The following is a 19,597-nucleotide window of genomic DNA, read 5'->3' on the forward strand; positions in this document are numbered from 1 at the left end:
ATTTGAATAGTTATCGATATTTCAACGACGCCATACTTGAGGGTTTTGATTTTGCTGAAGAAAAGACATTTGCCGAATTTAAACGCTCTTCGTGCCTTTGAAGCTGCTGCTAGGCATCTGAATTTCCGCCTCGCCTCCGAAGAACTTAATATCACTCACTCGGCTATCAGCCATCATATCAAAAATCTTGAGGATCAATTGGGCGTAAACCTTTTTGCCCGCGCCGGACGAAATGTGGTTCTAACCGAGGCTGGTAAACTCTATTTGCCCATTCTTGAAGATAGCTTTGATAGAATTGCGGATGGGGCACGTATGGTGCAATCCCTTGAACGCCCCAAAACTTTACTGGTTCAGGTTTATATAACTGTCGCCATGTTTTGGTTACTTCCCCGAATTCACGAATTTTACAAAATCAGTAAGGGGATCCAGGCACAGCTAAATACATCTTACCTGGATTGGACATTTGACCGTACAGGCACAGATGTAGGTATTATCTGGGCGGCGCAGAAAGAGCCAGATCTTGTCTATTATCATCTGGCAGAAGCACGTCTATCCCCCATGTGCCACAAAGATTTGTTAGCAGGTAAACATCCCATCCAAGAACCCAAAGACCTACTAAAGCACGATATTTTACAGCTATTTAATCATAATCATGATTGGGTAATGTGGTTTAAAGAGGAAGGCATCTCAGATTGGGCACCGGATCAGGCCATTACCTTTGACAACTATCTACTTGCCCTAGAAGCAGCAAACAAAGGCCGCGGCATTGCCATGACAAACAGTCCCTTTGCAACACCCCGAGACATTAATTCACCCCTGGTTAAACCCTTTGGCGAAACAAGCTGTCATAGTGGTGACTGGTATCTTGTCTGCAAACCGGAACTGGCCGAAAGCAACAAGGTTAAAACCTTCCACAAATGGTTGGTAAAAGAGCTAAAGAATAACGCATAACAAACGAAACATCACACAGCTGTACTGAAGATCAATTATTTTCAGATGCTTTACGACGCCTGTATTGCTGCATTCCCATTTCATCAAATGCAGCCTGTTCTTTTTTCTTCAGAACATCCTTTTGTCGTTTGATGTCATTTGCCTGGGCTTCTTCGTATTTCTTCAGATCCTGATAGATTTCATGTAGCTCTTGTTGTGCAATCGCTTTCAGCGTCATGACTTCTTCAATAGATGTTTCCAGCCTTTTGCGACGCTCACGTGCTGCCTCGGCATAAGCAGGATAGGTTTGCGCCATATCAGGATGTTGCGCAGCGAAATCCTGCTCTTTCAGAACCTCAGCATCCAATTTTTCAATATCCTGTTCTAGCTTGATCGCCAAGCTTTCAAGATCAGCCAGTTTTTGCTGAGCTTCGTCCAACTTCCAGCTATGAACCCGAACAATACTGTCAATTGGGGTCTTCATGTTTTAATCCCCGTTCCATCAATATTCTGTGGTTCTGTCCCAGGCATTTGTCCAGATAGATCCGTTTCCGGATTAAACTCGACAGCCGGATCCCCTCCTTGTCCCCAGGGAAGTCCGACCGCAGCAGCAAGCTGTTCATATCCGGCTTCCAGATTACTTTCTTCGTATTTCCCTTGGGTCAAAAAAGCTTCCAATGCGCCATTATGAGCAATAGCTTCGTCGATCACAGGGTCTGACCCTTCGGTATAGGCACCAATGCGAATAAGTTCTGCCATATTGTCATAGGTTGAAAGCAGTTGCCGTCCCCGTGTTACCAGCTCATTCTCTGCGTCAGAATTACACCCGGGCATTGTACGCGAAACACTCCTGAGCAAATTAATGGCCGGGAACCTGTTTCGTTCTGCAATCGCCCGATCAAGAATGATGTGGCCATCCAGAATACCCCGAACAGCATCCGCAATTGGCTCGTTATGATCATCACCTTCAACCAGAACGGTAAAGAGCCCGGTAATAGAGCCTTTTGATTTTACTCCCGGCCCGGCACGCTCTAGCAATTGAGGTAGTTCAGCAAAGACAGAGGGAGTATAACCTTTACTTGCAGGGGGTTCCCCGGCAGAAAGACCAATTTCGCGCATGGACATGGCAAAACGAGTCACTGAGTCCATCAGACACAAAACATCCCGGCCATTGTCCCTAAAGTATTCCGATAGCGCCATTGTCATATAAGCTGCTTGACGCCGCATCAATGGCGGTTCGTCCGAAGTCGCGACCACAACAACAGAACGGGCAAGACCTTCTGGTCCCAGATCGTCTTCGAGCCATTCCTGAACTTCTCTTCCACGCTCACCAATCAAGCCAATCACGTTAACATCCAAAGACGTATAACGGGCCAGCATAGACAACAATACAGACTTTCCGACACCTGACCCGGCGAAGATCCCCATCCGCTGCCCCTGGCAACAGGAAAGAAAAGTATTAATGGCCCGAACACCCAGATCAATTTTACCGCCAACACGTTGGCGGCCATGGGCCGGAGGGGGCGAACTTCTAACTTTATAGGGATCAGGCCCCATTGGCAGCGGGCCTTTGCCGTCAATTGGCTCGCCCAAAGCATTAACAACGCGCCCAAGCCAGGCTTCGGACGGATGGATAGAAGGCTCGCTAGAGGCTAGAATTGCTTTACATCCCAAGCCAATACCATCAAGTGAACCGAAAGGTAATAGAAGGGCATGCCCCTGACGGAAGCCAATGACTTCACAGGGAACGCGCCTTTCGTCTTTTGCAATTAAGATACAACGCGAACCAATCACTAACAGACGATCAAGACCTGATAGCTCTACCAGCATTCCCAGAACCCCGGAAACGCGTCCATATACCTGATAATCCGAGAGGTCTGATATCTCTCTGGCTAAACTTTTGAGAGGCATTCCGAATTCTATACCCTGTAACAAACATTAATTATCCAGCAACCGGGTATCCTTTTCTGAATAACCGAAGCCGAATTTTATAAATCGACACTATTTTTACACATTTGTTTTAATAGCAGCTTAACCAGAAATTCTTTCCAAAAAATCAATTTTGGCGGAAAAATAGCCATATTGTGTAAAATTTATTCTAAATTCCCAGGTATTTTTTAACTTTTTGAGATCCTTGGTAAGATTTTGTTAATATTCGTTACCGAAAATGGTTAACAACATTCATATTGGTTTAACGAACATTAACAACCGGAATTTAAACATGCGAGTCTTGTTAGTAGAAGATGATGCCCCAACAGCCCAAGGTATCGAAATGATGCTCAAGTCAGAAGGCTATGTCTGCGACACAACAGACATGGGTGAAGACGGGTTGGAAATCGGGAAAATTTACGATTACGATATTATTATACTGGATCTGATGTTGCCAGACATGGATGGCTACGAAGTCATTCGACGTCTCCGTGCTTCCAGAGTAGAAACCCCTATCCTAATCCTATCTGGTCTGAACGGTCTTGACGACAAGATCAAAGGCCTTGGATTTGGCGCAGATGACTATCTGACGAAGCCATTTGATAAACGAGAACTGATTGCCCGAATACAAGCAATCGTACGCCGCTCAAAAGGACACGCAGCCTCGGTTATTAACACAGGTAAGCTCAAGGTAAATCTGGATACAAGAACAGTAGAAGTTGAGAACAAGCTCCTTCACCTTACTGGCAAAGAATACGGTATTTTGGAACTCCTTTCTTTACGTAAAGGCACAACACTTACAAAAGAAATGTTCCTCAACCATCTCTACGGCGGTATGGATGAGCCAGAGTTGAAAATCATTGACGTTTTTGTCTGCAAACTACGTAAAAAACTATCCAATGCAACAGGCGGTGAAAACTACATCGAAACGGTTTGGGGGCGCGGGTATGTTCTCCGCGATCCTGTAGAAGGCAGTGCCGATACCGCACAACTTGCTTCAGCTTAATTGGATCATAACCAAGGGAAGTGAACATTTCCTCGTTTGGATAATCTTTTCACTAAGTAGAACGAGAAAAAGACACAATATAAAAGGCCTCTGAGATTTAATTCAGAGGCCTTTTATATTGTGTCTAGTTTTGTTTAACGAGCTTAAACAGCAGCCTTATTCACAAGCTCACCATTGCGAACCAGGCCATATATTCCTCTTTTCCCTGGTATAAGTTGGAATTCATCAGAAATACCGAGAACGGTTTCGGCACCACCCAAGTATAAGAAGCCATCATCTGGCATCTGCTTCGCAATATTTTTCAATACAGCAGATTTTGTAGGCTGATCAAAATAGATAAGCACGTTACGGCAAAAGACGATATCAAACTTCCCGAGCATTGCCGGACTTTCAAGCAGGTTAAAGGGCTTGAATGTCACCATGTTTCGGATTGAACTGTCGATCTGCCAACGATCCCCATTTTGCTGGAAGTACTTTACAAGAAGATTGATAGGCAACCCTCTTTGTACTTCGAACTGGGTGTAAACACCTTCTTTTGCTTTATTTAGAATTTCATTGGACAAATCCGTCGCAATAATTTCTATCTTCCATCCAGCAAGAGCAGGGCCTGCTTCTTTTAACAACATAGCCAGAGTATAAGGCTCTTGCCCACTAGAACAGGCCGCAGACCAAATTCTGATGGTTTTGCTGGATGCTCTTTTTTCCAGCATATGTGGAAGCACAAGATCTTTAAACTGGTCAAAGGGTTTTTGATCACGAAAGAAAAACGACTCATTCGTCGTCATTGCTTCCGTAATGTCATTAAGAATACGTTCGTCATTTGTCGCACGAACCTTTTGAACCAGCTCGTCAAAACCACTTAGGCTCCATTTACGAGCAACAGGGTTCAAGCGACTTTCCAACAGATAGGCTTTATCCTGGCTCAGGACCAAACCGGAACGTTTCTTTAAAAACTGCGAAATAAAATCAAAATCACTCACGTTCATGCCGCCGACCTCATAACAAGTTGTCGTACATTGGACGCCATCTCCTTGATTGGAAGAACCGCGGAACAAAGCCCTGCAGTTGCTACCGCCCCTGGCATCCCCCACACCACACTTGTTTGTTCGTCCTGAGCAATAACGGAACCACCGGCAGCCGTTACTACTTCTGAACCTCGTAAACCATCACTTCCCATCCCGGTTAGGATTAAAACCAAAAGACGAGAGCCATAAATCTTTGATAAACTTCTCAGCATTGGATCAACCGCAGGCCGACAGAAATTTTCGGGTGGTTCTTGATTTAAGCGAATTACAGTATTCACCCCTTGTTTTTCAAAAACCATATGATAACCGCCTGGCGCAAGATAGATATGTCCACCTTTTAGAACTTCTCCATCTTCACCTTCTTTACTTGGCATACTTGATACTCTGGCAATGTGTTCTGCCAACAAAGCAGTGAACGTGGCTGGCATGTGCTGCGTTATAACCACAGGCTGTGTAATCGTTCCCAGATTTCCAAGCACATCAAACAATGCCTGAGGTCCCCCGGTAGAACTACCAATCGCAAGAATATCAGGCTTCGTTATTGTATCCTTCCGAAGCGTTATCGACTTGCTCGGATATAAACTCGATGATACCGCAGCTTCTGTTTTTGGCTTTACAGCTGATCCCGATGTGGTCGCCTGTTCACCCTTCGTAGCAGAAGGTAAGGGTGCTTTTTGTCCCGTTCTTGCAACCTGTCCCAGTGCTTTTACTTTTTCAACAAGCTCATATTTAAAGTCACTTGCCTTCGTCAATTCACCGGAACTAGTTGGCTTTGGAATATAATCCGCAGCCCCCAGACGCATCGCTTTCAGACTGATCTCGGCATTTTTCCGTGTTAGGGTCGATGCCATAATAATCTGTACATCAGGTTTCACCTGAAGAAGCTTTGGTAACGCCGTCAATCCATCCATGACGGGCATCTCAATATCAAGAACAACCACATCAATATTGTGATTTTCCAAACGCTTTACCGCTATCTCGCCATTGGAAACAGATTCAACGACACAAACATGCGGATCACTTTCTAGAATTCTGGTAAGAAGCCCACGAATAACCGCAGAATCATCGACTACCATAATCCGATAGGCATTTTCGGATTTACCACTATTTTGAGTAGAGGATGTATTCATCGACAAGGGCATCAAATAAGGCCCACCTGTATAAATTTAGACTCAATAATATCGCTATCAAAAGGCTTCATAATATACTCATTGGCCCCTGCAGCGATTGCCTGTTGAATGTGTTGCATATCATTTTCTGTCGTACAGAAAACAACAATTGGCTGTTCAACATTGGGAAGAGCTCTTAGATCTTTAAGAAATTCCAACCCGTCTTTAACCGGCATGTTCCAATCGAGTAAAACAGCATCTGGCATAGATGCATTACACGCATCCAAAGCTTTCTGCCCATCTTCAGCTTCCTCGATATTAAAATTTAATCCCTCAAGAATTTTTCGCGCAACCATCCGCACGACCTTGGAGTCATCGACAACCAGACAGGTCTTCATATTTTTGCTCCAACTTGTTTTTGAATACACAACTTACTGAACTCTTCTGAACTAGAATACCGTTTATGCTGCATCCGCATTTCGGCCATAATCAAGGAACCTGTTCACATCCAGAATAACAAGAAGCTTGCCATCCAGTCGATAAATCCCCTGAGAATAATCTCTGAATCGTTGATCAAGCGTTGGTGGATTACGCTCAAAAGAACTCTCATCAACGCCAAGAACTTCGCCGACGCTGTCCACCATCAAGCTATAAAGATCATTACCATTTTCAACAACGATACTCATGGACTCTTTTTCTTCACGCGCAGGAAGACCCAACCGCTTTCGTACATCAATTGCGGTAACGATACGACCACGTAAATTCAAAGATCCCGCAATCTCTGGCGGCGCCAAAGGAATAGGTGTAATACGCTGTGGATTAATAATATCCTGTACACTCAAAACCGGAACACCAAAAAGCTGGCCAGCGATATAGAAAGTAACAAAATCTTCGTTTTCCAAATAAGTATCACTCACAGTTTCACTCTTTCTATCGTTTAATCTCACGCAGCGCCTTTAAGTTCTGCAATCGTATCCTGTAGGGTTAACAGCAAAGCTTCTCGATCAGTTTTAGAAACATAATCTTTGAAGCCCGCGGCCCGGCCACGCATTAGATCTGCTGGCGATGCAAAAGCGGATAGTGCAACCATCGGCGTTTTTGCCCAACGATGATCCTCTCGTACGGCTTCCGCAAATTCGAAACCGTTCATTCCTGGCATTTCAATGTCAGAAACAATGACATCAAAAACTTCGCCATCCTCACACAAGGACAGTGCTTCACCAGCTGATTCAACCGCTTTAACATCATATCCGGCGACTGATAACATTGGCATCAACAAGTTACGGAAAAACGGGCTGTCATCGACCAGCAGGATCTTTGACCGATCACTTTCAAAGTTCTCTTTACCGGCCTCGGATCCAAACCAATCAGGATAGGCCTGTGTCAGGAAGTATCCCGCATCAACAACATCAGTTGCTTTTTCAGCAATGATCGCACTACCGATGTAGCCTTCTTTTTCCGCACTCAATTCAACATTCATTCGATCTTCTACAATGTCGATGATTTCATCAACAACGAGACCCATTGATCGTTCCCTGTCAGAGAACACAAGAACTGGTTGACGTCCCTCTTTTGCAAGCTCCATATCCGCTTGCATCGGGATAAGCGGCATTAGCTGCCCCCGATATTGAACGACATGTTGACCACCAGAGCTTTCAACTTTTGATAAATCAATCTCTTCAAGTCGAGCAATCAATGCCAGCGGCACAGCTTTCGGCGCATCGTCTCCAGCACGGAAAACGAGCATTGCAACTTTTTCGTCATTCCCTGTGAGATGACGATCTTCGTGCGCCCCCAAATCTGCATCTGCAACGGCAATCTCACCTGTCGCAGCTGCAATACCATTTGGATCAAGGATCATGACAACCGCACCATCCCCAAGAATGGTATTTCCAGAGAAGAGTTGAATATCGCGCAGAATTGGTGCGACGGGTTTAACCACGATTTCCTCGGTATCAAAGACACGATCAACAATGATGCCAAAGGTGTAGGTACCAACCTGAGAAACAACAATAAAATTGTCTTCTCTAATCTCTTTTTCGTCACCCTCAGGCTCATCATCATCAGTTAGCTTGAGCAGGTCACGCAACGTAACCAACGGTAAAAGACGATTTCTCAATCGTAAGACAGGCGTTTCATTGATGTGTTCAATTGTGTGTTCGGAGTGCGCAGATGTCCTTACCAGCTCCACAACAGACAGCTGTGGGATAGCAAAACGTTCTTTACAACATTCAACAATCAAAGCCGAAACAATTGCAAGTGTCAGCGGAATTTTAATGGTAAAGATTGTTCCCTTACCTTCCGTTGAGCTCAACTCAATTGTACCACCAATTTTTTCAATATTGGTACGCACAACATCCATGCCCACACCACGACCAGATACCGCCGTAACTTCGGCAGCCGTCGAGAAGCCCGGTTTGAAGATGAATTGTTGGATCTGTTGATCATTCATACCGTCCAGTTCAGCTTCGGACGCTAGACCATTTTCAATACATTTCTCTTTAATACGATCTGTATTGAGCCCCTTACCATCATCAGAAATCTGAATGATAATATGTCCGCCTTCATGGAAAGCGTTCAAAATGACTTGCCCTGTTTCTGGCTTACCAGCGGCAACTCGATCATTTGGCATTTCCAGACCATGATCCGCAGAGTTTCGAACCATATGTGTCAGCGGATCTTTAATTAGCTCTAGAACTTGTCGATCAAGTTCTGTTTCCGCGCCCTTCATCACCAGATCAATTTTCTTATCCAGTTCATGCGAAAGATCGCGAATAATACGAGGTAACTTAGCCCATGCATTCCCAATTGGTTGCATACGGGTTTTCATAACACCTTCTTGCAGGTCAGATACCACATGGTTCAAACGTTGCAGCGGTGTTGCAAAATCACTTTCCTTGTGAGCCCGCAAAATTTGCAGTGTCTGATTTCGTGTCAAAACCAGTTCTGAAACCATTGTCATCAAGTTTTCAAGAACTTCCACACTGACACGAATAGACTGATTAGCAACCGAAGATCCACCATCACCAGCTGGCGCGGCAGGTGGTGGTGCTGGCTTCTTGGCTGCAGGTTTCGGAGCTGGTGCTGGTGCAGGCGCAGCAGCAGGAGGCGTTGCCTCTGCATTTAGCTCAACGACTTCAGCAGCGGGTGGTATATCCGATGTTGCGGCAGCCTCTGCAGCTGCTTGTGCAGCAAGTTCTTCTGGGCCAAGCGCTTCTCGGAAAGCACGCTCAAGCTCATCTTCTTCGTCGTCGATATCATCATCTGCGACAGCCTCTACCGGTGCAGCTGGTGCAGCTTCTGCCGGAGCAGGAGCCACTTCGCCAGCATCACCGCCTTCAGCATGAGCATTTAATCGGCTGATCAGATCAGAATCATCACCCTCAGGTTCTTGCTCTGTGGCTTCCAAGGTTGCCAATATCTCACGAATTTGGTCCAAACACTCAAGAATAAGGGAGACACCATTTGCAGAAACAGAGAGCTCTCCGTCTCTGAATTTACCCATGATATTTTCACCCGCATGAGCGACAGATTCAAGCCTGGGTAAGCCTAGAAATCCACAGGTACCCTTGATTGTATGCATTAACCTAAAAATGCTACTCAGCAGCTCTGCGTCGTTTGGGTTCTGTTCGAGTTTGACAAGTTCCATATCGAGTGTCGTGAGACCTTCGTTTGTCTCAGTCAGAAACTCACTCAAAAGATCATCCATAACCGCGCTTCCATTCCATCTCTGATCAACCAAATCGGACGCATCAAACGTGCAATCCGCTATTAATTCAGTGACAAGCTTGGCAAAGGAAGATTAATAACCTCTTACCCAACCCCCATCCTTTATTAACTTTAATTGGAAAGAGCCCTATTTTAGCATTTTTTTTGGCTTAAAGGCCTCATTTAATTATAACAAATCCTTGATAAACCCTAGTCGCAGGGCCTTTGCCATGCTAGCAGATGGGAGTCGGAAAAATTTTACGACAATGATAAGTTTGACGGATTCGAGATTATGGCTCCAAACCCGATAGCAGCTGAATCGAAAGCTTCATCCCTGCGCTTTAAGAATAAATTTCGTTTTATGACATGGTTGTCCCTGTTTATCGCAGCAGTATTCACCCTGCCTATTTTTAACGTGATCGGATCAGCCTTAACCACAGACAGCGAGATTTGGAATCATCTCGTTGAAACAGTTCTAACTGATTATCTCGTCAATACACTCTTACTTGCCATCGGCGTTGCCGTCTTCGTATCTGTAATTGGAACGGGTACAGCATGGCTTGTGACCATGTGTCGTTTTCCCGGTCATAAAATTTTTGAATGGGCATTGATATTACCCTTGGCGGTTCCCGCTTATGTTATGGCCTACACCTACACAGATTTCTTGCAAGTCAGTGGCCCGCTTCAGGGCATGATCCGTGATATTTTCGATGTCCAATATCGTGAATATTGGTTCCCGGAGATAAGGTCATTACCCGGCGCAATTATTATGTTGTCACTCGTGCTATACCCTTATGTCTATATGCTTTCCCGTGCGGCTTTTCTGGAGCAATCCATTTGTGCACTGGAAGTCAGCCGTACACTTGGATGTGGTCCCTGGGCCAGCTTTTTTCGCGTTGCCCTACCCCTCGCTCGACCAGCCATTATCGCTGGCACATCCCTCGCTTTGATGGAAACTCTCGCAGATTTTGGAACAGTTTCTTTCTTTGGGGTTCAAACCTTTACAACTGGCATAATGAACGCCTGGACCAATATGGGGGATTTACCTGCGGCACGCCAATTGTCCACCTATCTGCTGGTTTTCATTCTAATCGTGTTCATTTTAGAAAAAATCAGCCGGGGCAATGCGCGCTATCATCATTCAACAAATCGCTATCAGAACCTGCCAGGATATCAGTTAAAGGGTCTTCGTAAATTTTTTGCGACCTTGGCCTGTATAACGCCACTATTTCTGGGATTCATTCTACCAGGGATACTATTGCTCGATATGTCCATCACACTTGGTGATCAGCAATTTGGTCCCAAGTTTGTAAAACTTGCATTCAATAGCTTTACCATATCATTCATCACGGCCGCCATTGCTGTATTAATTGCAATTTTTTTGGCCTACACCAATCGATTGCAGCCAAATATTCTGTCAAAAACAGCAACCCGCATTGCCTCAATGGGCTATGCTGTTCCTGGAACTGTTGTGGCGATCGGAACACTCTTTCCACTCGCAACCCTCGATAACACAGTTGATGCCTGGATGCGCGAAACCTTTGACATTTCGACAGGGCTTTTACTAACAGGATCAATCACTGCCCTCGTATTTGCCTATCTCGTCCGCTTTCTTGCCGTTTCTCTTAACGCCGTAGAGACGGGACTAGGGAAAATACGCCCCAGTATGGAAGACGCATCACGTACGCTTGGGCATGGCCCTTTAAGAACACTGAAACACGTTCACATACCCATTATGAGGGGTAGTATAATGACAGCAGGGTTAGTCGTTTTTGTGGATGTGATGAAAGAATTACCCGCAACTCTTGTGATGCGCCCATTCAATTTTGATACACTGGCAACTCAAGCCTATAACCTTGCATCAGATGAACGTCTTTCTGAATCCTCTACGGCATCGCTGACAATTGTCCTGGTAGGTATATTACCCTTAATCATGTTGACTCGCGCCATATCAAAAAGCCGTGCTGGTTCTTCAGCGCAAGAGTTGTGAACTATTAAAATCCGGAATTGCTTGGTTAGAGAATAAAGTCACTCGGTCAATTTTTCCAGATTTGATCCATGTAAACAAAAAGCCCTGCAACTATTACATGTTGCAGGGCTTTTAAATATTCAGAACTCAGTGGTTCAAGCTTTATTTCCAACCAACCCGGTCAAAAATCTTCTGAGCAGTGACTTGGTTTTTACCATAGACTGAAACATTAACTGTATCGACTTTGAAGTCACCCAGGCCTTTTACAGCTGAATTTGGAGCAACCCCAGAAACCACTGGGAATTCGTTGTTACCATCAGCGAAGTAACTTTGTGCCTGTTCGCTTGTCAAATACTCAAGAAACTTTACTGCAGCTTCTTTGTTCGGAGCAGACTTCACAACACCAGCACCAGAAATATTCACATGTGTGCCTCGATCAGACTGGTTTGGGAATACATAACCAAGTTTATCTGCAAGACCTTTGTCTTTATCACTTGGTTTAGTTAGCAAACGAACGAAGTAATAGGAATTGGCAACCGCAATCTCACATTCGCCGGAACCAATACCACGCAGCTGGTTTGTATCGCCTTTGACTGGTTGGCGTGCAAAGTTGGCAACAACATCAGATGCCCATTTTTCAGCGGCCTCTTCACCCTTTGCTTCTATGATAGAAGCCAGTAAAGATTGGTTGTAAATGTTAGAGCTTTTGCGAATACAAACTTTACCCTTCCACTTTGGATCTGCCAGGTCTTCGTAGCTCGTGATTTCACCATCTTTGATTTTAGCTTTATCAAAGAAAATCATCCGGGCACGTGTCGATAAACCATACCATTTCTGATCTGGATGGCGTAGATTTTCTGGGATATTTGCATCTAATTTTTCTGAAGAAACAGATTGGAAAACATCTTTCTGTTCAGCACGCCACAGGTTACCAGCATCAACAGTAATCAGAACATCCGCCGGGCTGTTTGCACCTTCGCTTTTAATACGCTCAATAAGCGCAGCACCTTTACCCTCGATCAGGTTGACCTTGATTCCTGTTTCTTTGGTAAAGTTATCATATAGTGCTTCATCTGTTTGATAATGACGGGATGTATAAACATTGACGACATCTTCAGCATAAGATGCTGTGCTACCAATCGCAGCAGCAGTAAGCATTGCAGTTGTAGCTAACCAAGCAGCCTTCATTGTGACTGTCTCCTATTTTTATCGTGCCATATTTGTATGGCCGACATGAGGACTAATTGAGAGAAAAATCTCTCTGTGAAACCTCTAGGAATATTGCAAATCATTCTCAATTTATCAATAAAATTTTGCGAATAATTCGCATTATCTAATTTAAATTACCTATAGAAAAAGCAGCTCCCCTCTCAGGAAGCTGCTTTCCAAAAACTAAAACTAACCTCTCGTTAGCTTAATTATGGTGTTTTCTAGTGCAATCAAGCCAACTTGAAGCGCTTTTTAGAATGATACGATAAGCTGAACATGTCCCTCGACAGAACTATTGATCAACAAATCTGTGCCACTTTGTCGCGCCAGAAAACGGGTGAAATATGCATGGACATTGCGCGGTGTAAGCTCTTCAGTATCAATTTCATCCGTCAAAGCTTCTTTCACCTCTTCTCGAATCGAAACTGACTCCCCTGTCACCGTTACCGCAACAAAGGTTCCAGTATCCGCATTCCCACTCAGCGCAGTTATGTCACCTCCTCTTGGTAACATTTCGACACCAAGCGCAATAAGGTTGAGCAAAACCTTGCCTCCATTATCCGGCAAACCTTCTGGCGCTGACAGATCCGGCCACTTAAAGTTAACTTTGGTATGAGCCAGATAGTTAACTGCCAATTGGTTTAATGTCGCATAGTCACTTCCCATTCGGCTACCCGCAAGTCCATAGGCCAACCTATAAAACTGTAAGGTCGCCGCCGCTTGAGAAGCAGAAGCGGATGCCAACTTCAGGGCGTCATCAGCCATACCAAAGGAATCATCTGCCATTAACTCAAGACCATTGTTAACAGCCCCAACAGGACCAACAAGATCGTGACACAGACGCGAGGAAAGTAGCTCCAGGACACGGAAATCAATTTGACTATTCATTTGTTTACAAAAATCTCTTTTATCGATTCAACTAACGACTTGACGATCCCGAAAGATCCTATTTGTTGCATATAAAATAACCGCAGGCAGTTAACCATAGATAAACAAAATTAATAAAGCTGATAGTCTCGATTACGATTAACCATTAACGAATACTCAGCCAAGACCATTCGTTGATAAGAATACCCTATTAAAGCATAGGACTTTGCGAATGTCCGCTGACTACCCTTCCTTGGTAAAGAGCTGTAAAATGTAACAGAAAGCTTCGGGAATACGACAGAATCGTAGTGCGATCATAGGCTACAAGACATCGTTACCAAGTAAACGTTACCCTAAAAGCAAAAGTGACCGGGAAAAACCGGAACAACATGCCCCTCATAAGGGCAGATTGTCGTGGAGAAGCATGAATAATGTCAGATAGCAGCGTCTTGGATGCCCCTTCTAAGAAGGACAGTCCGCCAGTTAAACGCCAAATCCACCCTGGATCCGGTCGTCGCAAGCCACCTGTATTTGCCAAAGGTCGCCAGCTTGAAACAGAGGCTCACGAAGAAATCGTTGCTCTTCTTGGTAATAAATCGCGCCAAAGAGATCTTCTGATCGAACACTTGCATCTTATTCAGGACAAGTACGGCAGTCTATCAGCCGGTCACTTGCAGGCCTTGGCTGATGAAATGAAGCTTCCCATGGCCGAAGTTTACGAAGTTGCATCCTTTTACGCACACTTTGATATCGTACTTGACGGCGAAGAGGCCCCGGCAGAAATAACCGTCCGCGTATGCGAAAGCCTGAGCTGTGAAATGGCTGGCGCAAAAGATCTGCTAGAGAACCTTCCCGCTTCAGTTGCCAAAAACGTTCGTGTTGTCCCTGCCCCTTGTATGGGACGCTGCGACTGTGCACCAGTTGCAGAAGTCGGCCACAATCATGTTGACAGGGCAACAGTAGAGAACATCACCGCAGCGACAGAGAACAAAGACATTCATCCCGCAGCTGTGGATTACAGAGACTACGATGCCTATGTCGCTGATGGCGGCTACAAAGTGCTACGCGAATGTTACGAAGGCAAATATGATCGCGACGAAATCGTCGAGCTACTCAAAAACACAGGGTTAAGAGGACTTGGCGGCGCTGGTTTCCCGACTGGTCTGAAATGGAGCATCATTCGTCAACAGCCAAAGCCTCGATTAATGGCCATCAATGGCGATGAAGGGGAGCCCGGTACATTCAAGGATCGTCACTATCTGGAAACGGATCCGCATCGCTTCCTCGAAGGTATGCTGATTGGTGCCTGGGTCGGCGAAGTAGAAGCAAGCTACATCTATATTCGTGATGAATACCCCGCTGTTATCAAGCTTCTAAAAAAAGAAGTTGAGCGTGTTTACGCCGAGGGTCTCAACAACGGCATTAAAATTGATCTTCGCCGTGGCGCAGGTGCATATATCTGCGGTGAAGAGTCAGCCATGATTGAATCTATCGAAGGAAAAAAAGGCTATCCACGTCATAAACCGCCTTTCCCCTCACAGGTTGGCTTGTTCGGTCTACCAACACTTACAAACAATGTAGAAACAGTCTACTGGGTACGTGATCTTATCGAAAAAGGCCCAGAGTGGTTCACAAGCCATGGCCGGAACGGTCGCAAAGGCTTGCGGTCTTTCTCTGTTTCCGGACGTGTAAAAAATCCAGGTGTCAAATTTGCACCGGCTGGCATTACAATCAAAGAGCTTATCGCTGAATACTGCGATGGCATGGCCGATGGACATGAATTCAAGGCTTATCTGCCGGGCGGTGCTTCTGGTGGTATTCTGCCTGCAAGCCTTGGCGATGTACCACTGGATTTCGACACATTGCACGAGCATGGCTGTTTTATCGGTTCTGCTGCGGTCATCGTTCTTTCCGATCAGGATAATATGCGCGATGTTGCCATGAACCTGATGCGCTTCTTCGAAGACGAAAGCTGTGGTCAGTGTACACCGTGTCGTACAGGAACGGAAAAAGCTGTTAGCCTTATGGAACAGGACACATGGGACCAAGACCTTCTCAAAGAGCTGTCCACAGTGATGATGGATGCCTCGATATGCGGTTTGGGTCAGGCGGCGCCTAATCCTTTACTCACAGTGATGAAACATTTCCCGGAGGAACTGTAATGTCTGTTACTGCAAACACAAAACCGGTCAGCTTTACACTTAACGGAAATGAAGTCACAGCACAGCCCGGTGAATCTATCTGGCAGGTTGCTGATCGTCTCGGCACAGAGATTCCTCATCTGTGCTACCAGCCTGAACCCGGCTACAGAGCCGATGGCAATTGCCGTGCCTGCATGGTTGAAATTGAAGGCGAGCGAACGCTAGCCGCATCCTGCATACGTCAACCAGCCGAAGGCATGGTTGTTAACACAGCCACTGAACGCGCGAAAAAAGCACGGGAAATGGTGTTTGAATTGCTTGTGGCTGACCAACCAGCCCGTGAAGAAGCACACGAGCCAGATTCAAAATTCTGGAACTGGGCATCAGATATCGGCGTCACATCCAGCCGCTTCCCCGCACACGAACGTCCTGTTGCCGATCTCAGCCATACGGCAATCGCCGTAAACCTGGATGCTTGTATTAACTGTAATCTCTGTGTCCGGGCTTGCCGCGAAGTACAGGTCAACGACGTTATTGGCATGGCGTTCCGCGGGTCAAAATCAAGCGTCGTGTTCGATTTTAATGCTGACATGGGTGACAGTACCTGTGTTGCCTGTGGCGAATGTGTTCAGGCCTGCCCAACAGGCGCGCTCATGGAAAGCTCTCTTCTTAATGACGCCGGTGTCAGAGAAGATTACGCCGATGAAATCGTAAACTCGGTTTGTCCGTTCTGCGGTGTTGGTTGCCAGACCGAAGTCCATGTCAAAGATGATAAAATCATCAAGATTGACGGTGCAGAAGGTCCTGCCAATGAAAAACGTCTTTGTGTGAAAGGTCGCTTTGGATTTGACTATATCCACAATCCAAACCGCCTGAAAAAACCGCTTATCCGCCGCGATGATGCCCCGCGTGGCTGGGATATTGGCGTCCCTGACAACGATTTCTCTGCTTACTTCCGCGAAGCGACATGGGAAGAAGCCCTTGAACGTGCTGCATCCGGCCTCAACAAAATACGCGATGAAAAAGGCCCCAAAGCTCTTGCCGGTTTTGGCTCTGCAAAGGGCTCGAACGAAGAAGCCTATCTGTTCCAAAAACTGGTCAGAACAGGTTTTGGCAGTAACAATGTTGATCACTGCACACGTCTTTGCCATGCCTCATCCGTTGCAGCCCTAATGGAAGGTGTAGGTTCCGGTGCTGTATCCGCGCCATTCACGTCAGTTGCTGATGCTGAATGCATCATCATCATTGGCTGTCGCCCCGGCTGGAACCATCCGGTTGCAGCAACCTACATCAAACAGGCGGCAAAAGATCCAAACAAACACCTGATTGTCATGGATCCGCGCGGCCAAAACCTTGTGCGCTATGCTGATAATCACCTGCAGTTCAAACCAGGTCGCGATGTCGCCATGCTCAATGCGATGATTTACACAATCATCGAAGAAAAACTCTATGATCTTCAGTACGTTCAGGCCAATACCGAAGGCTTTGAAGAACTCAAAGAGAATATCAAGGATTTTGCGCCTGAAGATATGGCCGAAATCTGTGGCATTGATGCGCAAACCCTGCGTGAAACAGCCCGTCTTTATGCGACTTCCGAAGCATCCCTGATCCTGTGGGGAATGGGTGTGTCCCAGCATACACACGGTACCGACAACGTGCGTAGCCTGATTGCCATGTCATTGATCACAGGCCAAATTGGCCGCCCAGGCACAGGTCTTCACCCTCTGCGTGGTCAGAACAATGTACAGGGCGCATCAGACGCTGGCCTTATCCCAATGCTCTACCCGGATTACCAATCGGTCGAAAACGAAGAAATTCGGAGCCGCATGGAAGATTTCTGGGGCATGGAACTCGACAAGAAAAAAGGCCTGACAGTTGTTGAAATCATGGACGCTATCCATGATGGCAGTATCACCGGTATGTTCATACAGGGTGAAAACCCTGCGATGTCTGACCCTGACCAGCAACATGCACGTGAAGCTCTGTCAAAGCTGGATCATCTGGTGGTTCAAGATATCTTCATGACAGAAACAGCGTGGCATGCTGATGTCATCTTGCCGTCTTCTGCTCATGCGGAAAAAGATGGTACCTTTACCAATACCAACCGTCAGGTACAGATGGGGCGCGCGGCCGTATCACCGCCAGGTGATGCACGGCAGGACTGGGAACTGATTCAAGAAATTGCCAAGCGCATGGGACTTGATTGGAGCTACACACACCCCCGGGATGTTTTCAATGAAATGGCACAGGTTATGCCATCACTGAACAACATCACGTGGGAAAGACTGTCCCGCGAAAATGTGGTCACTTATCCTTGTTCAAGCGAAGATGGTCCCGGCACAGAAATCCTCTTTGCTCAAGGTTTCCCGACGACTTCAGGGCGCGGTAAACTTGTGTCCACAGCTCTTATTGATCCTGCTGAGCTTCCGGACAAGGAATTCCCGCTTGTTCTGACCACCGGACGCCTTCTGGAGCATTGGCATACAGGTGCCATGACACGCCGCTCGGAAGTTCTGGACAATCTGGAACCAGAAGCCGTTGTTTTCATTAACCGTCTGGATATGAAAAAACTGGGCTTGGAAGCTGGTGACTGGGTATCCGTTTCAACAAGGCGCGGTACTGTTAGCCTGAAGGTCCGTCAGGATCGTGAAGTTCCGGAAGGCATGATATTCATGCCATTCTGCTTCTCTGAAGCGGCCGCGAACATGCTGACAAACCCGCAGCTTGATCCCTTCGGAAAAATTCCGGAATTCAAGTACAGTGCAGCAAAAATTGAGCCTCTTGCTGTTGCAGCGGAATAGTCCAGATACCTAAAACGTTCTGTGTAAATCTGATTAGGGTCGCATTTTATGCGGCCCTTTTCTTATGGAACCGCCTTTATTCAAGCACTTGATCTCACTTGATCGTGAAGAGGCTTTACTCCCACTTTTCAGCGGGAATGTTATCTAGAAAGGAGAACAAAAAAACACCGAAACGCTGATAAGGCAATAATGCGGTGTCCGTCAGGATAATTGGAGATACCCTAATGAAGATCACGTTCAGTTCATCGATTAAAAGCTTTCTTCTCTCAACCCTGTTTGTACCAACACTATTTATGGTACCCGCAACAGTGAATGCCGAAGACATCACCCCTGAGAAAGCGGCGGAACACTACGAGTCTCTCTCGCCAAAGATGAGAGCTGGATACGCAAAATCAGGCCACCCTGCTTCCACTGAATACTTCAACTGGGACCGTTTTACAAAAGCTCCTCACAAGTCCAGTACACATGGCGGGCGGTTGGTTCACAACTACGCAAACGATCTGGCAAAAGCCTATGGAAAATACGAAGATATCGGCACACTGCCTGTAGGTGCCATTGTCGCCAAGGACAGCTTTAAGGTTGGAAAGAAAGGCGTAAAACCCGGCCCTCTCTTCTTAATGGAAAAAATGGAAGCTGGTTTTGCGCCTGAAAACGGTGACTGGAAATATACGCTTGTAACCCCAAGCGGCAAGATTTTTGGCGAAACAAATGGCCATAACTCCAAGAAAGTGAAGTTCTGTGCTGATTGCCACAATGCAGTTGGTGAAGATCAAGACTACATGTTTTTCCCTGAAGAAGACTATCGAGTTGTAAACTGATAGTCTGTAAAGTTCATTAACCTTCAAGGCTGAGTGGTGGGCACTCAGCCTTTTTCTTCGCCATACGAGGGGCTGAGCGGTGGGC

15 protein-coding genes are annotated in these 19,597 nt (G+C 46.1%); 6 read left to right on the top strand and 9 right to left on the bottom strand.

Going from position 1 to position 19,597, the window contains the following annotated elements; all coding sequences use genetic code 11:
- Positions 1-69: 69 nt before the first annotated feature.
- Entirely contained in the window at positions 70-951 is an 882-nt protein-coding gene (locus WH95_RS12880; RefSeq protein WP_157845962.1) for a LysR family transcriptional regulator, read from the top strand.
- Between the two features lie 31 nt (positions 952-982).
- Here the strand turns inward: WH95_RS12880 and WH95_RS12885 are convergent, their stop codons facing one another.
- A complete protein-coding gene (locus WH95_RS12885; protein WP_046507924.1) occupies positions 983-1,414 on the bottom strand; it encodes a hypothetical protein in 432 nt (143 codons plus the stop codon).
- Positions 1,411-2,841 (bottom strand): flagellar protein export ATPase FliI, encoded by a 1,431-nt coding sequence (fliI, locus tag WH95_RS12890; protein WP_046507926.1) that lies wholly within the window; start codon positions 2,839-2,841, stop codon positions 1,411-1,413. The genes WH95_RS12885 and fliI overlap by 4 nt, the downstream gene beginning before the upstream one ends.
- A gap of 310 nt (positions 2,842-3,151) precedes the next feature.
- Here fliI and ctrA point away from each other — a divergent pair, with 310 nt between their 5' ends.
- Positions 3,152-3,865, top strand: coding sequence for a response regulator transcription factor CtrA (ctrA, locus tag WH95_RS12895; protein WP_046507927.1), 714 nt, complete (start codon positions 3,152-3,154; stop codon positions 3,863-3,865).
- Positions 3,866-4,008: 143 nt separating this feature from the next.
- On the opposite strand, the gene WH95_RS12900 is transcribed toward ctrA, so the two are convergent.
- The 5 genes from WH95_RS12900 to WH95_RS12920 all read right to left on the bottom strand — a co-directional run bounded on the left by WH95_RS12900 (position 4,009) and on the right by WH95_RS12920 (position 9,708).
- On the bottom strand, positions 4,009-4,851 hold the full coding sequence (locus tag WH95_RS12900) for a CheR family methyltransferase (protein WP_046507929.1): 843 nt from the start codon (positions 4,849-4,851) through the stop codon (positions 4,009-4,011).
- On the bottom strand, positions 4,848-6,032 hold the full coding sequence (locus WH95_RS12905; RefSeq protein WP_082114142.1) for a protein-glutamate methylesterase/protein-glutamine glutaminase: 1,185 nt from the start codon (positions 6,030-6,032) through the stop codon (positions 4,848-4,850). The genes WH95_RS12900 and WH95_RS12905 overlap by 4 nt, the downstream gene beginning before the upstream one ends.
- A complete protein-coding gene (locus tag WH95_RS12910; RefSeq protein ID WP_046508130.1) occupies positions 6,032-6,397 on the bottom strand; it encodes a response regulator in 366 nt (121 codons plus the stop codon). Before WH95_RS12910 ends, WH95_RS12905 begins: the two co-directional genes overlap by 1 nt.
- 63 nt (positions 6,398-6,460) lie before the next feature.
- Complete coding sequence (locus WH95_RS12915) at positions 6,461-6,916, bottom strand: chemotaxis protein CheW (protein ID WP_052742024.1); 456 nt, start codon at positions 6,914-6,916, stop codon at positions 6,461-6,463.
- A 26-nt stretch (positions 6,917-6,942) separates the two neighbouring features.
- Positions 6,943-9,708, bottom strand: a complete 2,766-nt coding sequence (locus WH95_RS12920; protein ID WP_046507933.1) for a hybrid sensor histidine kinase/response regulator — start codon at positions 9,706-9,708, stop codon at positions 6,943-6,945.
- A 291-nt stretch (positions 9,709-9,999) separates the two neighbouring features.
- On the opposite strand from WH95_RS12920, the gene WH95_RS12925 reads away from it, so the two are divergent.
- Complete coding sequence (locus tag WH95_RS12925) at positions 10,000-11,697, top strand: ABC transporter permease (protein WP_046507935.1); 1,698 nt, start codon at positions 10,000-10,002, stop codon at positions 11,695-11,697.
- A 141-nt stretch (positions 11,698-11,838) separates the two neighbouring features.
- Here the strand turns inward: WH95_RS12925 and WH95_RS12930 are convergent, their stop codons facing one another.
- Positions 11,839-12,864 carry a Fe(3+) ABC transporter substrate-binding protein gene (locus WH95_RS12930; protein ID WP_046507937.1) on the bottom strand — a complete coding sequence of 342 codons (1,026 nt, stop codon included), beginning with the start codon at positions 12,862-12,864 and terminating at the stop codon, positions 11,839-11,841.
- Positions 12,865-13,137: 273 nt separating this feature from the next.
- Positions 13,138-13,773, bottom strand: a complete 636-nt coding sequence (locus tag WH95_RS12935; RefSeq protein ID WP_046507939.1) for a histidine phosphotransferase family protein — start codon at positions 13,771-13,773, stop codon at positions 13,138-13,140.
- A gap of 410 nt (positions 13,774-14,183) precedes the next feature.
- On the opposite strand from WH95_RS12935, the gene WH95_RS12940 reads away from it, so the two are divergent.
- The 3 genes from WH95_RS12940 to WH95_RS12950 all read left to right on the top strand — a co-directional run bounded on the left by WH95_RS12940 (position 14,184) and on the right by WH95_RS12950 (position 19,512).
- Entirely contained in the window at positions 14,184-15,914 is a 1,731-nt protein-coding gene (locus WH95_RS12940) for an NAD(P)H-dependent oxidoreductase subunit E (RefSeq protein WP_046507941.1), read from the top strand.
- The gene (fdhF, locus tag WH95_RS12945; protein ID WP_046507944.1) at positions 15,914-18,694 is read left to right on the top strand and encodes a formate dehydrogenase subunit alpha; all 2,781 of its coding nucleotides are present in this window, start codon (positions 15,914-15,916) and stop codon (positions 18,692-18,694) included. The genes WH95_RS12940 and fdhF overlap by 1 nt, the downstream gene beginning before the upstream one ends.
- Before the next feature lie 224 nt (positions 18,695-18,918).
- Complete coding sequence (locus tag WH95_RS12950; RefSeq protein ID WP_052742008.1) at positions 18,919-19,512, top strand: cytochrome P460 family protein; 594 nt, start codon at positions 18,919-18,921, stop codon at positions 19,510-19,512.
- Positions 19,513-19,597: the final 85 nt, after the last annotated feature.

Origin of the sequence: Kiloniella litopenaei, assembly GCF_000982415.1 — a bacterium.
In the GTDB taxonomy this organism is placed as follows: domain Bacteria; phylum Pseudomonadota; class Alphaproteobacteria; order Kiloniellales; family Kiloniellaceae; genus Kiloniella; species Kiloniella litopenaei.